Annotated in this window: 15 protein-coding genes; 8 read left to right on the plus strand and 7 right to left on the minus strand. The window is 48.5% G+C overall.

The window, feature by feature from the left end; translation table 11 throughout:
• The gene (locus tag BP71_RS12465) at positions 1-1,014 is read right to left on the minus strand and encodes a bile acid:sodium symporter family protein (RefSeq protein WP_496379619.1); all 1,014 of its coding nucleotides are present in this window, start codon (positions 1,012-1,014) and stop codon (positions 1-3) included.
• Between the two features lie 222 nt (positions 1,015-1,236).
• Between BP71_RS12465 and BP71_RS12470 the strand changes: the two genes are divergently transcribed.
• Entirely contained in the window at positions 1,237-2,028 is a 792-nt protein-coding gene (locus tag BP71_RS12470) for a glycoside hydrolase family 16 protein (RefSeq protein ID WP_496379621.1), read from the plus strand.
• A 17-nt stretch (positions 2,029-2,045) separates the two neighbouring features.
• Here the strand turns inward: BP71_RS12470 and BP71_RS12475 are convergent, their stop codons facing one another.
• A complete protein-coding gene (locus BP71_RS12475) occupies positions 2,046-3,203 on the minus strand; it encodes a PepSY-associated TM helix domain-containing protein (protein ID WP_496379623.1) in 1,158 nt (385 codons plus the stop codon).
• Positions 3,204-3,424: 221 nt separating this feature from the next.
• Positions 3,425-4,054, minus strand: coding sequence for a carbonate dehydratase (gene can / locus BP71_RS12480; protein WP_496379625.1), 630 nt, complete (start codon positions 4,052-4,054; stop codon positions 3,425-3,427).
• A 178-nt stretch (positions 4,055-4,232) separates the two neighbouring features.
• Here can and ileS point away from each other — a divergent pair, with 178 nt between their 5' ends.
• From ileS to BP71_RS12510, 6 genes are all read left to right on the plus strand, one after another.
• Entirely contained in the window at positions 4,233-7,679 is a 3,447-nt protein-coding gene (gene ileS / locus BP71_RS12485; RefSeq protein WP_496379626.1) for an isoleucine--tRNA ligase, read from the plus strand.
• Positions 7,679-8,122: a DUF6934 family protein gene (locus BP71_RS12490; protein ID WP_496379628.1), complete on the plus strand. Its 444-nt coding sequence runs from the start codon at positions 7,679-7,681 to the stop codon at positions 8,120-8,122. Before ileS ends, BP71_RS12490 begins: the two co-directional genes overlap by 1 nt.
• A gap of 25 nt (positions 8,123-8,147) precedes the next feature.
• Positions 8,148-8,306 (plus strand): hypothetical protein, encoded by a 159-nt coding sequence (locus BP71_RS12495; RefSeq protein WP_496379630.1) that lies wholly within the window; start codon positions 8,148-8,150, stop codon positions 8,304-8,306.
• Between the two features lie 6 nt (positions 8,307-8,312).
• Positions 8,313-9,092: a 3-hydroxyacyl-CoA dehydrogenase gene (locus BP71_RS12500; RefSeq protein ID WP_496379632.1), complete on the plus strand. Its 780-nt coding sequence runs from the start codon at positions 8,313-8,315 to the stop codon at positions 9,090-9,092.
• 14 nt (positions 9,093-9,106) lie between these two features.
• Positions 9,107-9,478, plus strand: a complete 372-nt coding sequence (locus BP71_RS12505) for a hypothetical protein (protein ID WP_496379634.1) — start codon at positions 9,107-9,109, stop codon at positions 9,476-9,478.
• A gap of 99 nt (positions 9,479-9,577) precedes the next feature.
• The gene (locus BP71_RS12510; RefSeq protein ID WP_496379636.1) at positions 9,578-9,727 is read left to right on the plus strand and encodes a hypothetical protein; all 150 of its coding nucleotides are present in this window, start codon (positions 9,578-9,580) and stop codon (positions 9,725-9,727) included.
• A gap of 13 nt (positions 9,728-9,740) precedes the next feature.
• On the opposite strand, the gene BP71_RS12515 is transcribed toward BP71_RS12510, so the two are convergent.
• Positions 9,741-10,490, minus strand: a complete 750-nt coding sequence (locus tag BP71_RS12515) for a DeoR/GlpR family DNA-binding transcription regulator (RefSeq protein WP_496379638.1) — start codon at positions 10,488-10,490, stop codon at positions 9,741-9,743.
• A gap of 113 nt (positions 10,491-10,603) precedes the next feature.
• Here BP71_RS12515 and BP71_RS12520 point away from each other — a divergent pair, with 113 nt between their 5' ends.
• Positions 10,604-11,155 carry a 5' nucleotidase, NT5C type gene (locus BP71_RS12520; protein ID WP_496379640.1) on the plus strand — a complete coding sequence of 184 codons (552 nt, stop codon included), beginning with the start codon at positions 10,604-10,606 and terminating at the stop codon, positions 11,153-11,155.
• Here the strand turns inward: BP71_RS12520 and BP71_RS12525 are convergent.
• The 3 genes from BP71_RS12525 to BP71_RS12535 all read right to left on the minus strand — a co-directional run bounded on the left by BP71_RS12525 (position 11,145) and on the right by BP71_RS12535 (position 14,303).
• Positions 11,145-11,279, minus strand: a complete 135-nt coding sequence (locus BP71_RS12525) for a hypothetical protein (RefSeq protein ID WP_496379642.1) — start codon at positions 11,277-11,279, stop codon at positions 11,145-11,147. The two genes, BP71_RS12520 and BP71_RS12525, sit on opposite strands and share 11 nt — an antisense overlap.
• Positions 11,280-11,350: 71 nt before the next feature.
• Positions 11,351-13,369, minus strand: coding sequence for an excinuclease ABC subunit UvrB (gene uvrB, locus BP71_RS12530; RefSeq protein ID WP_496379644.1), 2,019 nt, complete (start codon positions 13,367-13,369; stop codon positions 11,351-11,353).
• 79 nt (positions 13,370-13,448) lie between these two features.
• Entirely contained in the window at positions 13,449-14,303 is an 855-nt protein-coding gene (locus tag BP71_RS12535; protein ID WP_496379645.1) for a cupin-like domain-containing protein, read from the minus strand.
• Positions 14,304-14,529: the final 226 nt, after the last annotated feature.

The raw sequence follows: 14,529 nt of genomic DNA on the forward strand, positions 1-14,529 counted from the left end.
CTATTGTTTTAATAAAATACCTTCTGTTTCCTCTGCCTTCCGGGCTAACCGCTGAGCAATGACACTCGCCGCGATCAGCTGTAATGCGTGGTAGATCATGATCGGTAATAGCATCAGTCCGGCCTCTGCGCCTGAGAACAACACTTTTGACATGACCGCCCCCTGCACCAGCGATTTCTTGGAACCGCAAAAAACGGCAGTAACATTATCCTCCCGGCTGAAGTCCAACAGCCTTCCGATAAAAGTCAGCAGAAAATAGATCCCGAAAAACAGGCCAAGCATTCCTGCTCCTAAAAATACAATTTCTTTCCATCCCATCGAATCAAAGAGGTGCTCTCCGAATGACTCGGCAAAAGAAGTGTACACGATGAGCAGGATCGACGACTGGTCGAAGTAACGAATGTACTTTTTATTTCGCTCCGCCACATGGCCCCAGCGGCTGTTCAACGCGATACCGGCAAATACCGGTATTAATACTTGCACCGCCAGTTTTCCGACTACCGAAAGCAGATCGAATTGTCCGGGACCGCTTTCGAGCACCAGTCCCATCCATAAAGGCGTAATGAAGACGCCGATCAGACTGGAAATACTCGCATTGAAAATCGCCGCGGGGATGTTACCTCGTGCAATGGAAACCATCACCACCGAGGATGAAACCGTGGAGGGTAATGCCGTAAGAAAGAAAATCGCCACCCACAGATTCTGCCCTTCGTCGCTATGAAAAATAGGCCGAAAAGCCAGCGCGATCAATGGAAACAACAGGAAGGTCGACAAATGTACCATGACGTGCAACCGCCAGTTGACCAGCCCTGCCTTTAATTTTTCCGGACTCAATCGAAGGCCATAAAAGAAGAATATGACCGAAACGGCATAGGTTGAAACCGTTGAAAGGTGCAGCGGGCTGTGCTGCATACCGGGTTCAGGCCATAGCCAGGCGAGCGTGATCATGCTCAACAATGCGAGCATAAAACCGTCCAGCCCGGCCTTTTTAGCAGTATCAATGAATTTACGCATATTAAAAATCAACACCAGCCGGCAGACGCAGTGGCAAGCTGTTGTTTACAAGAAAAAGGAAAACTGTCAAAAATAAAACCCGGCACAACGATTAATAGTGTCAATTCTTTTCAATTTGCTATTTCGGGTAAATGACCGGCCAGGAACACTTTGCCCAATAACAACAAGAACCACAAATGACTCCCAATGACCAGGCCTGGTAAAATACTTCTTTCAATCATCATGACTCTCACCAGCCTCGTACCTGCGAGCGCACAATACAAGCTCGTGTGGGCCGACGAATTCGACAGCGAAGGCGCGCCGGATACCAATGTCTGGCAACCCGAAAAAGGTTTTACACGAAACCACGAAGATCAATGGTATCAGGGTGAAAATGCTTACTGCAAAGGCGGCTATTTGATTATCGAGGCGAAAAAAGAAAGGGTAAAGAACCCGAAATATGTCGCGGGAAGCACGAATTGGAAGGAAAACAGGGAGTATGCCGAATACACTTCTGCCAGCATCATTACCCGTGGCAAAAAAAGCTTTCAGTATGGCCGTTTCGAAATGCGTGCCAAGATCGACACGCGCTCAGGATTGTGGCCGGCATTCTGGACACTGGGCGAAAAAGGCGAATGGCCGGATAATGGCGAGATCGATATCATGGAGTTTTACCGGGGAATGCTGCTCGCCAACCTGGCCTGGGGCTCCAATGAACGTTATAAACCCATTTGGAATACCAATAAAAAGCAGATCAGTAGCTTCAACGACCCGGATTGGTCTTCCAAATTCCACGTCTGGCGGATGGATTGGGACGAAAATGCGATTAAAATCTATGTTGACGACGCACTTATCGCTTCACAGGATCAGGCCAAGGCGATTAATGCCAAAAACAAAGACATTATGCCTTTCAAACAGCCGCATTACATCCTGCTCGGACTCGCGCTGGGTGGCGATAACGGCGGTGATTTGTCAAAAACAGACTTCCCCGCCCGCTTTGAAGTGGATTATGTAAGGATTTATCAAAAACAATAATGTATTCCGGCGACCGATCAGATCGCTGCTTTCATTGCCGGAACACTTTTGCGAACTTTTTTGGGCGCTTTCTTCCTTCTCCCCCACCAGATCACAAAACCGGTGACGGGCAGCGACGCGCAGATCAGACTGGCAAAGAATACCAGGATCTTGCCGGGTAAACCGAGAATGGCACCGGTATGGATATCGTAGTTCATTCGACGAAGCAATTGAGCAAAATTCGCATCGGCATATTTGCCGGTATACGGGCCTTCCGCATCGATCTTTTTGACCGAATACTGATCGAAATAATTATAGTCGACATGATAGTAAGTTCCTTCCCGGAAATTCACATAGGAATAAATGGATTCCGCTTTTTCTGTCGGGAATGAGATGTTCAGACTGGAATATTTTGGATACTCCTTTTGTAACTTATACCAGGCTTTATCCACAGCCTGCATCGGGCTGGTAACTGACGCGGTTGAAACGGTGTCCGAAGGCGGATTATAATACATATCCGAACCTTTTCCACCGGTGACCGTATACAAGCCCTGCGAGAACCACTGAAAGCCCCAAACCAGTCCCGTTACCGCCAGTATGACACCGATTGATATGATGTAAAAGCCCAGCACATTGTGCAGGTCATAGTTCTTACGCCGCCATGCCGCATTCCACTTGATTGAAAAGCGCTGTTTGGCGGCCGATTTATTTTTGGGCCACCAGAGCACCATTCCGCTGATCATCATGAAAAAGAAAACCAGCGTCGCTGACGCTGTCACCGGCTGTCCGATCTTTTCAGGTAACCAGAGATAGTAATGTCCGTGGAGTATAAAATGGAAGAAATCGCCGTCCTCGTTCCAAATCTTCTCCACTTTTCCCGTGTACTGATTGATGTAGGCGACGTAGTAATATTCGGGATCGAGGTTGTAAAAACCGACTTGCGCATTGCGGTCGGGCGTGTCGTAGAGTACCCCTTTTGCCACTTTGCCGGGGAGCGCTTTCTTCGCGATCTCCGCCAGGTCCGAAGGAGGCAGCACTTTACCGCCGACAGGGCCTTTTACAAACATGTATGGCTGCGTAATAGTCTTGATTTCCTGTTCAAACGCCAGGATACACCCCGTGATGGAAATGATGAACACCATAATGCCCGAGACAAGCCCCAGGTACAGATGCAGTTTTCCAATCAGTTTTTTCATCCGTTTTCGCGTCTTGTTATCTTATTTAGACTCAATTAAGACTACGAAGATAAGGCGAACGATGTGAACTACCAAAAAGGGAGGAAAGGAGGAAGGAGGAAGGGGAATGTCATGCTGAGCGAAGTCGAAGCACTTGTTACCACGATACAATCCACCGTATGGACTGTCTTCGACCGCCGGGCGGCCCCGTGCGCTCAGACTGACATTTTTCTCATCTATTATCAGAAATCATACCGATAAATCCCTTCCACCTTCGTGGTCGGCGGCATATGGGCCAGGGTTTTCAAAAGTCCGTCGTGCAGGCCAAATACCCAACCATGCAAATGCAACTCCTGTCCCTGATGCCATGCACCCTGCACAATACTTGTTTGTGCGAGGTTATGTACCTGCTGGATCACATTAAGCTCCACCAAACGGTCAAAACGCTTTTTCTCGTCTTCGATCGCGTCCAGTTCAGCCGCAAACTTGTCGTACACATCCTTGATATTATGGAGCCACCGGTTAATGAGTCCCAGGTCCTTGTGCATCATCGACGCTTTTACGCCTCCGCATTGGTAATGTCCAACAACGAGGATATGCCTCACTTTCAACACTTCCACCGCATATTGCAACACGCTGAGCATATTCATATCCGTATGTACCACGAGGTTAGCCACGTTACGGTGTACAAACATTTCGCCGGGCTTCGAACCTGTCAGATCTTCTGCGGGAACGCGGCTGTCGGAACATCCGATCCAGAGAAAATCCGGCTTCTGATCTTTGGCCAGTTCGTCAAAATACGTTTCGTCAACTTCGAGCTGCCGTGCGGCCCAGGATTTATTCGCTGACAACAGGGTGTTGATAAGTTCCATTTCGTGATTGATGATTGAAGTACCAAAATAATACAATCTCTCTCAGATTCATTCAAAAGCGTACATCCTTTTAGCGGAAAAAAATCCGTAATTTTGCACTCTTAAAATCCGGAGAGGGTTATAAATAGTGCTATTTACTTGATCGGCCAGGGCCAATGCCGGACGCCAACCATGCAATATGAAATACAACGAATATAAAAATCTGAGTTACCCGCAAATCGGGGACGAAGTACTGAAATTCTGGAAAGACAAAAAGATCTTTGAAGCGTCCGTAGAAACCCGTGAGGGCTCCCCTACTTTCACATTTTATGAAGGACCGCCGTCGGCCAACGGTACGCCGGGCATTCACCACGTAATGGCCCGGGCGATCAAGGATATTTTCTGCCGTTACAAGACATTACAGGGCTTTCAGGTTAAGCGTAAGGGCGGCTGGGACACGCACGGCTTGCCGGTTGAACTCCAAGTTGAAAAAGAACTGGGCATTATCAAGGATGATATCGGAAAGAAAATTTCGGTAGCCGATTATAATGAAAAATGCCGCCAGACGGTCATGAAATTCACCGACCAGTGGAATGACCTGACCGAGAAAATGGGTTACTGGGTCGATCTCGACGATCCTTACATTACCTATAAAAGCGAATACATCGAAAGCCTCTGGAACCTGCTTAAAAAGCTGTATGACAAAGGCTTGCTATATAAAGGCTACACGATCCAGCCCTATTCACCCGCTGCGGGAACGGGTTTGTCGTCGCACGAATTGAACATGCCCGGCACGTATAAAGACGTGAAGGACACGACGATCGTGGCGATGTTCAAGGTGAAAGAAACCGCCAAATGGCCTGCATTAGCAGGTTCTGCAAACGAGGACATTCGCATTCTTGCCTGGACGACCACACCCTGGACGCTTCCCGCAAACTCCGCATTGACGGTGGGCGCGAACATTACTTATGTTTTGGTTAAAACATTCAATCCTTACACGCACGAGCCCGTAGCGGTGGTGCTCGCAAAGGACCTGGTAGGCAAATATTTCTCCGAAAAAGGCCACGACGGCGATTTCGAAGGCTACGCGGCCAGCGATAAAAAAGTGTTGCCTTGGAGCATTATCAATGAATTCAAAGGCAAGGACCTGGAAGGCATCGAGTACGAGCAGCTTCTGCCTTACATTCAACCAACCGTTGGCCCGGCGGATGCACCTGCATTCCGGGTAATCCTTGGCGATTTCGTGACGACCGAAGATGGTACCGGCGTGGTGCATACCTCTCCTACTTTCGGTGCGGACGACTTCCGGGTAGCGCAGGCCAACGGCATTCCTTCCATCATGGTGAAAGACGAAAACGGCAAAGAAGTGCCTATCGTCGATCGCCAGGGCCGTTTTGTAAAGGAGATCACCGATTACGCAGGCCGTTTTGTAAAACCTGAATATTACTCGCAGGCTGAACAGGATGATCCCGAGTTCCGCCCTACCGACGTGCTGATCGCCATTAAACTCAAAGAGGAAGGCAAAGCATTTAAAGTTGAAAAATACGAGCACCCGTACCCGCATTGCTGGCGTACGGACAAACCGGTGCTTTACTACCCGCTCGATAGCTGGTTTATCCGCACCACAGCGGTGAAAGACCGTTTGGTGGAACTGAACAAAAGCATCAACTGGAAACCCGAAAGCACCGGAACAGGCCGTTTTGGCAACTGGCTCGAAAACCTCGTTGACTGGAACCTATCGCGTTCGCGCTACTGGGGAACGCCGCTGCCTATCTGGCGGAACGATTACGGCGACGAAGTATGTATCGGATCTATCGAAGAGCTGAAAGATAAACTCGAAGAAGCCATTATCTCGGGCCATTTGACCCGGGAGCAGGCATTGCATAACTCGGATTACCTGCAAAAGCTGGAACACGGCGATTATGACCTGCACCGTCCATACGTGGATGATGTAGTGTTGGTTGGTAAAACCGGCCATATCATGCACCGCGAACCGGACCTGATCGACGTTTGGTTCGACTCGGGCGCTATGCCGTATGCACAATGGCACTACCCGTTTGAAAATCAGGAGATCTTCGACAAGGCTTATCCTGCGGACTTTATTTCGGAAGGTGTAGACCAAACCCGTGGCTGGTTCTTTACGCTCCACGCCATTGCGGGTATGCTGTTCGATTCGGTCGCATTTAAAAATGTGGTGTCAACCGGACTGGTATTGGACAAGAATGGCAACAAAATGTCGAAACGTCTCGGCAATGCGGTCGATCCGTTTGCGACGCTAGGACAATACGGCCCGGACGCGACGCGGTGGTACATGATCACCAATGCGGAGCCTTGGGATAACCTGAAATTCAATATCGACGGCATCGGCGAAGTGCAGCGCAAGTTCTTCGGAACGTTGGTCAATACTTACAATTTCTTTGCATTGTATGCCAATCTCGATGGTTATGAGTTCCATGAAGCGAATTCAGTGCCTATCGAAAAACGCACCGAGCTCGACCGGTGGATTTTGTCGAAACTGAATACATTGATCAAGGAAACAGGCGAACAGTTCGACGATTACAACCCGACCAAAGCGGGCCGTCTCGTTCAGGACTTCGTGACGGACCAGCTTTCAAACTGGTACATCCGCTTGAACCGTCGCCGTTTCTGGAACCCGTCAGCTGAACAGGGTACCGGTTTAACGGAAGATAAGGCAGCTGCTTATGAGACTTTGCACCACTGCCTGGTAACCGTTTCCCAGCTGATGTCGCCTATCGCGCCGTTTTTTGGTGAATGGTTATATAAAAACCTGACAGACAGCGACCGCGAAGCTTCGATCCAGCACAATGCGCCATTTAAATACGAATCGGTTCACTTGACCTACTGGCCAAAAATCGAGGCCGAAGTGGTTGATACCGATCTGGAAGAAGCAATGGATTTGGCGCAGCGCATCAGCTCGCTCGTACACTCGATCCGGAAAGGGCATAAACTGAAAGTTCGTCAGCCGTTGTCCAAAATCCTGATCCCGGTTTTGAGTGATAAAACCAAACGTCAGATCGAGCAGGTGGCTTACATTATCCTCACCGAGGTAAATGTGAAGAACATCGAGTTTGTGCACGACGACAGCGGTATCCTGAAAAAGAAGATCAAACCCAACTTCAAAACCCTCGGCCCGAAATTCGGACCGAAAATGAAAGAAGTTGCGGCCGCTATTTCAGCGATGACAGAAGATGAGATCCGCGAAATCGAAATCAGCAGCACGATCACATTAACCACCGCCAGCGGCCCGATCGAAATCGCATTAACCGACGTGGAAATCATCGCAGAAGACGTTCCGGGATGGCTCGTAGCGAGCGAAGGCGGCCTTACCGTTGCCCTCGACATTACCGTTACCGACGACCTGCGTCTGGAAGGCATCGCCCGGGATTTCGTCAACCGCGTTCAGAATCTGCGGAAAGACAGTGGTTTCGAAGTAACCGACAAGATCCGTATCACCTTACAAAACAACGACGGCCTGCTCGCCAGCGCAGTAACCGCTAACAAAGATTACATCTGCCAGGAAGTGCAAGCCCTGGACCTCAACCTCGTCGGCGACCTGAATGGGGAGGCCACGGAGATTGAAATGGATGAGTTTTTGTTGAAGGTGAAGATTGAGGTGGTTGGCTGATGGGGCAATATGAGGCATATCTGACGACAAGCAATGAAGAAAACACCCGCTTCCAATTCCTGAGTGTGGGGAAGCGGGGTGTTTTCGATAAGGTTGTTTTCTTTACGCCTTTGAGAATAGACACCTACAATTTATCACTGCTCGACTACGACGCAGAGTCAGGAAGCTATGATGACCTGTCTGTGACAGACAATGGCGACATGCCGGAAATTCTCGCAACGGTAATCACAACAATTCATCAATTTCTTGGCTCAAAGCCAGGCAAAAAAAATTATTTCGAAGGAAGCACACTGGCTAGAACCCGGTTGTATCAAATAGCCATTTCAAAGGTTTACGATCCGACACAGTCTGACCTACTTATTAGCGGTCTTCAAGACGGTGAATGGGTTACATTTGAACGCAATACCAGTTTTGAAGGTTTTTTAATAGAGAAAATGCCTTAACTTTATAAAAACAGCGACCCTGGAAATGAAAGTTTTAGATAAAAAGTCAGACAAAACCGGCAATATTACTTACGATCCGAAACTGGACAATCTTCCCATACCCAAAATCGTATTGGAAAAAACAGAAAGAGCTCGTAAGACGCTTGAAAAATATCCGGCCCCCGAACGCCTGCTAAGGAAATAACCCCTTATGCAACTCCAAACCTCCACTGCCCTCGTCACCGGCGGCGCTTCCGGTCTTGGTGAAGCGACTGTGCGGCTATTCGTCAATCAGGGAGCAAAAGTTGTAATTCTTGATTTAAACGAAGCTGCCGGACAGACACTCGAAGGCGAGTTCCCGGACCAGATCAAATTCGTTAAAACAGACGTCACAAGTGAAAGCGAAGTTCAGCATGCATTGGACGTTGCTTTGCAAACCTTTGGCAATATACATATCGTCGTCAACTGCGCAGGCATTGCACCTGCACGCAAGATCGTTGGCAAAACCGACGGCATTTACGGCCCGCATTCCTTTGCGCTTTTTGAAAAAACCATTCGTATTAACCTGCTAGGCACATTCAATGTAATGCGGCTGGCTGCATTTGCGATGGAGAAAAACGAACCGAACGCGGAAGGAGAACGCGGCGTGATCATTAATACTGCGTCTGTCGCGGCCTATGACGGGCAAATGGGCCAGGTTGCCTATGCCGCCAGCAAAGGTGGTATTGTAAGCATGACATTACCCGTTGCCCGCGACCTTGCAAAATCCGGTATCCGCGTCATGGCTATTGCGCCGGGGCTTTTTGAAACACCCCTGCTCATGGGCCTGCCCGAAGAGGCGCGCATTTCATTAGGTCAGCAGATTCCATTTCCCTCGCGGCTTGGAAAACCTTCGGAATATGCATTGCTTGCAAAATCTATTGTTGAAAATCCGATGCTGAACGGGGAAGTGATCCGTCTGGATGGGGCGATCAGAATGGCTCCGAAATAGTAAAAACGGTCATTATGCGAGGACATTACTTTTTAAAATGGCTATTCCTGACGGTACTCTCTGTCAGTACCGTTCATTTTCGTGAGAGCAGCAATGCGGGCCATAACCGGATCGAACGGGTTTCTTTTGAGCAAAACTTCGGTCAAAAGCATCACTACCTCGATTTTTCGAAATTCAAATCCAACTGTGTTCAGTCGCAGGTTTTTTCCCGTTTCAAAAACGCGCAACACGCGCAGTTCATCCTCCTCTCCACTTCGCTCAGCACCGCACTTGCCTGTTGTCCGGAGTTAAGAATTCATCGCACGCTCAGCAACTTTCACATTCAAAATCAGCATTTCAGGAGTCGAACGCTTCCCTCCGACGATTTTTCCATTTCCCGATCGTAATACGACATCCGCATCTGGCGGCTGGTTGTAACGATGCGTCAAAGCGCATCCAGGCTCTGCTATGCGCAGCGCTTACGTTTCATTTAAATCAAATGGAAAATGGGAATCAAACGAACTGTTTTCTTCCTGCGGAAATGGCTTCTGCGGCTGGCTATTTCGTTTATGCTCGGGTTTTCGAACGCCATTAATCAGGATTCGAAGAGCATCGACGATACATCTTTCAAAATTGAAGAAACTACAAAAAAATAAAAGGATCTGGGAATCAGACTAAACTGATTCCCAGATTTCTATAAATATCAAACGCCTCGTTTTCAGCCTCTTTATCAGTTATTATCATCGACAACCGCGCGGTAGGACAAACATAATAAGCCTCGGCAGTGCCCAGCTTTTCGGTTGTAGCCAATGCGATCACTTCCTTGGAAGATTCGATCATGGTCCGTTTAACTTCACTTTCTTCAAAATCAGGCCCGGTTACACCGAGGTCCGCGTGGATACTGCAAATCCCAAGGAGGCAGATATCAGCCCGGAATTTCCTGAAAAACTGAATCGAATCGTTACCGATCGTCACGAACGAGTTTTTCAGCAAACGACCACCGGCGAACAGAACTTCGACGTGCTCATGCTCTTCCAGGATGGAGGCAATGGGAAAGCTATTCGTTATTACCGTCAATCTCAGGTCTTTGGGAAGCATTTGAGCGATCAACATCGCCGAGGTACCGCCATCGAAAATCACGACCTGGTCATCTTTGAGAAACTGCAATGCCTTTTTTGCGATAATCTGCTTCTGTTCATTATCATATTTGACCCGGTCGCGGAAATGGTGCGGACCGGGCGAATGCGGCACTGCGCCCCCGCGAACCGATTTCAGCAAGCCCTGGTCGGCCAGCTCCTTGATATCCCTTCTGACAGTATCCTCGGACACATTCAAAAGCGTGCTCAGATGTCCCAGATAGACTTTCTGCTCATGCCCCAGTTGATCCAGTATGATCTGGAAACGTTCTTCTTTTAACATAGTTACCCCGATTATGTTTGCAAATTTAACAAACATTTTAAATTTAATATTGCAAAATATTGCATCAATAACTTATATTTGTTGCAAATAATTGCAAATATTAATTGATCATTATGAAAAAATCGATTGCAGTGGATATGGACAATGTCATTGTCGACATTGAGGCCAACTGGATTAACCATTACGCCGATGCATTTGGCGTGAGAGTGACGAAAGAAGACATGCACGGCATACCCGAAGACCAGGCTTTCCCCGATCCGCTCGCCGCTCGCAGCCTCCTTTACATAACGGGCTTTTTCCGAAATGCCCCGCTCATCCCCGGAGCGCAGGAAGCGATCATCAAATTGCAGGAAAATTATGAGGTTTACATTGTGTCGGCTGCTATGGAATTCCCGAATTCACTCCCTGAGAAATACGACTGGTTAGCCGAACACTTCCCATCCATTTCTTGGAGAAACATCATTTTCTGCGGCGACAAAAGCGTCATCAACACCGACTACCTGATTGACGACCACCTGAAAAACCTCGATTTCCACAAAGGAAAACCCATCCTGTTCACAGCCGGGCATAACCACGGAGTCGACAGGCATACGCGGGTTAATAATTGGGAAGAGGTGTTGGAATTGCTTGAACGATTGGAAGAGCCTCAACAGGTCACTGAATAACCTCCACGATCGTCTGGGGAACCTCATTGATCTTTTTCGCACGGGTCAGCCCCGCCTTTCGAATGATGATAGTTTTATCAGCCGCGAAGAGTCGTGTTGGCAAACCTTTTACAAATTTCCCCATGCTTTTGAGACGGTTGCTAATGTTTAATAAGTTCAACAACAATATCCGCATTTCGCAACCTGGCCTCAGGCTTAACCCTGCTCCTGCACCCGCGCCTTCAATTGCAGCAATTCATCCCGCAATCTCGCAGCTTCCAGGAAGTCAAGATCCTTCGCAGCTGCTTCCATTTTGCGCTGGGTTTCGGCGATGAGTTTTTGCAGATCCGTTTTTCCCATGTATTGAACAACAGGGTCTGCTGCAATGCGTACCTCTTCCGGCTCGACGTATATCTTGCGAACTTTGGAATCCGCAACGGAAGTTTGCTCCATGATCGCCTCCTTCGACTTACGCACGGTCGTGGGTGTAATGCCGTTTTCAATATTATAATCCATCTGAATGCTGCGACGACGATTGGTTTCATCGATCGCCTGCTGCATTGATCCGGTTATTACATCGGCATACATGATCACCTTCCCGCGGTCGTTACGCGCCGCGCGGCCGATCGTCTGGATCATCGATCGGGTGTCCCGCAGGAAACCCTCCTTGTCGGCATCCATGATCGCCACCAGCGATACCTCCGGCAAATCGAGCCCCTCGCGCAAAAGGTTTACGCCCACCAGCACATCAAAAACACCCAGACGCAACTCGCGCAATATTTCGACACGATCCAGCGCTTTCACCTCGGAGTGAATATACCGGCACTTGATGCCAACCCGATCGAGGTACTTGCTCAGTTCTTCAGCCATCCGTTTGGTCAGCGTAGTCACCAGGATCCGGTCACCCATTTTGATCCGGTCCGTTATTTCTTCAAGCAGGTCGTCTATCTGATTCAAACTTGGCCTTACATCAATTTCAGGGTCCAGCAGGCCAGTCGGACGTATAATTTGCTCTACCACAACACCTTCCGACTTACGCAGCTCGTAGTCAGCCGGTGTAGCGCTCACAAAAATGGTCTGTGGTGTCATGTCCTCAAATTCCTGGAATGTCAGCGGGCGATTATCCAGTGCCGAGGGTAACCGAAAACCATATTCTACCAAAGCCTCCTTCCGGGATCGGTCGCCGCCCCACATGGCGCGGATTTGCGGCATGGTTACGTGACTTTCATCCACCACCATCAGAAAATCGTCAGGGAAATAATCCAGCAAGCAAAAAGGCCGCTGCCCGGGCATCCGGCGGTCAAAGTACCGGGAATAGTTTTCAATACCTGAACAATACCCAAGTTCCCGCATCATCTCCATATCAAACTCCGTACGTTCCTTGACACGCTCGGCTTCCGCCAATCGCCCTTCAGCCGTAAAGTACTTGATCTGCATGGCGAGATCGTCCTGTATTTCTTTGATGGACTGCATGAGCACATCGCGTCCTGTCACAAACAAGTTCGCCGGGAATATCGCGATCGCTTTTTCCGATGATAACTTCTTACCTGTTTCCGGTTCGATACGCTGGATTTCCTCAATCTCGTCGCCAAAAAAAATAAACCGGTAGGCAAAATCCGCGTAGCCTGGGTAAACATCCACGGTATCCCCTTTCACCCGGAACGTGCCCCGGTTGAACTCCACTTCTGTGCGGCTGTAAAGAATTTCCACCAGCCTGAAAAGAAACTGGTTACGGCTCACAATGTCCCCCAATTTGGCACTGACAATGCTTTTCTTATATTCCATGGGATTGCCTGCACCATAGATACACGACACCGAAGCCACCACGATCACATCACGTCTTCCGCTCATGAGCGAAGAAACGGTGTGCAGGCGTAATTTCTCGATCTCCTGATTGATCATCAGGTCCTTTTCGATGTAAGTATTGGTGCTCGAAATGAAGGCTTCCGGCTGATAATAGTCGTAGTAGCTGATAAAATACTCGACTGCGTTATTGGGAAAGAATTGTTTGAATTCGCCGTAAAGCTGTGCTGCCAGGGTTTTGTTATGGCTGAGTACCAGTGTCGGTTTATTGACGTTCGCTACGACATTGGCCACTGTGAACGTTTTACCCGAACCCGTTACCCCCAGCAACGTCTGCGAGGGCTCACCGGCCTCTATTCCTTGAATTAGTTGTTGAATGGCAACGGGCTGATCACCCGTAGGTTCGTATTGAGAAGTGAGTTCAAAGTTCATAACAAGTCGTAAGTCCGTACCGGAAACAACGCATTTCAAAGATAGATTAGTTTCCTTGAAATGCGTTGCCGGCTTGTCGCTAAGCTTGTTTCATCAAAAGCGGTTCTGCATTTTCAGCCGCTTTCTTTTCTTTCCAGTGTTGCCAGTCAATCCCCAGCAGTTTGGTCATGCTCTTATCCACGAAAGTATGGCGTACGAGATTCATCCCACCACGAACCGCGGTAAAGATCGAGTTGTTCGCACGCAGCGCAAGGCTGAATCCTCCGTCCACATAACGGATATAATGCCACCAGAGCGAAGGAATGAAGATTGTTTCGCCATGATGCAGGATCGTTTCGTAGCCGGTAGCTCCTTTCAGAGCCGGGAATTTTTCGTAATCCGGATCAATAGGATTCACCTTGCTCATCACTGTGAACGGGTGATGGTACAGGCGGCGGCTTTCTTCGGGAGAGAAGAGAATGACCTGCTTACGGGTCTGGAACTGCGTCAGAAACACATTCGAGCAATCCATATCATAATGCAGGTTGGTGATAGAGCCTTCCCCGCCAAAGAACACGAACTTATAAGATTTTAAAAATCCGTCCATGATCGTCGGGAACCGGATGTCGTTTGCCAGCTCAGGGATTTTCTTGAAAATATCAAAAAGGAAAATACGGAGATCCGTCGGGCCTTTCTCGATCAGGCTCAAGTAATCACCAAATTTCATCGTCTTGGCTATCTGGAAATATTTGTCGGCGTCGTGGATGTGGTTGTCCACCAAAGGAACATCGAGATTACCGTGGTTTTCACGTAACCAGTCGAACGTCCATTTCTCAACGGCCGGCCAATCCTTTGCCAGGTCAGTAAATACTACCGGGCGACTTGGTTTTAAGTAATTTTCGATGAATTCCTCGCGCGTAAGTCCGCTGCGCTTCTCTATGGGCACTAATTTCATAGCAAGAAACTGAGTAGTAGGTAATCGACTATTTAATGAACTGCCGGAAACTGATTCTTTCCTGCAACGCCTAACCATCTGTTTCAGGCGGTCATACGGGCGTCAAATGTATTAAACAGATTTCAAAAAATATAAATTTCGCTGAATATAATAAAAGATTACCCTTAAACCAGATAGAATTAATAGGATAAGTAAATCTATCTTGGCATTAATCTTTTAGAATACA

This window comes from Dyadobacter ginsengisoli DSM 21015 (assembly GCF_059568735.1).

Bases quoted from the DNA above. Each gene is read 5' to 3' on its own strand.
- BP71_RS12465 (WP_496379619.1), bottom strand. From the start codon at position 1,014: ATGCGTAAATTCATTGATACTGCTAAAAAGGCCGGGCTGGACGGTTTT.
- BP71_RS12525 (WP_496379642.1), bottom strand. From the start codon at position 11,279: ATGGGGAAATTTGTAAAAGGTTTGCCAACACGACTCTTCGCGGCTGAT.
- uvrB (WP_496379644.1), bottom strand. From the start codon at position 13,369: ATGAACTTTGAACTCACTTCTCAATACGAACCTACGGGTGATCAGCCC.
- BP71_RS12470 (WP_496379621.1), top strand. From the start codon at position 1,237: ATGACTCTCACCAGCCTCGTACCTGCGAGCGCACAATACAAGCTCGTG.
- BP71_RS12495 (WP_496379630.1), top strand. From the start codon at position 8,148: ATGAAAGTTTTAGATAAAAAGTCAGACAAAACCGGCAATATTACTTAC.
- BP71_RS12475 (WP_496379623.1), bottom strand. From the start codon at position 3,203: ATGAAAAAACTGATTGGAAAACTGCATCTGTACCTGGGGCTTGTCTCG.
- BP71_RS12505 (WP_496379634.1), top strand. From the start codon at position 9,107: ATGCGAGGACATTACTTTTTAAAATGGCTATTCCTGACGGTACTCTCT.
- BP71_RS12510 (WP_496379636.1), top strand. From the start codon at position 9,578: ATGGGAATCAAACGAACTGTTTTCTTCCTGCGGAAATGGCTTCTGCGG.
- BP71_RS12500 (WP_496379632.1), top strand. From the start codon at position 8,313: ATGCAACTCCAAACCTCCACTGCCCTCGTCACCGGCGGCGCTTCCGGT.
- BP71_RS12535 (WP_496379645.1), bottom strand. From the start codon at position 14,303: ATGAAATTAGTGCCCATAGAGAAGCGCAGCGGACTTACGCGCGAGGAA.
- can (WP_496379625.1), bottom strand. From the start codon at position 4,054: ATGGAACTTATCAACACCCTGTTGTCAGCGAATAAATCCTGGGCCGCA.
- BP71_RS12490 (WP_496379628.1), top strand. From the start codon at position 7,679: ATGGGGCAATATGAGGCATATCTGACGACAAGCAATGAAGAAAACACC.
- BP71_RS12515 (WP_496379638.1), bottom strand. From the start codon at position 10,490: ATGTTAAAAGAAGAACGTTTCCAGATCATACTGGATCAACTGGGGCAT.
- BP71_RS12520 (WP_496379640.1), top strand. From the start codon at position 10,604: ATGAAAAAATCGATTGCAGTGGATATGGACAATGTCATTGTCGACATT.
- ileS (WP_496379626.1), top strand. From the start codon at position 4,233: ATGAAATACAACGAATATAAAAATCTGAGTTACCCGCAAATCGGGGAC.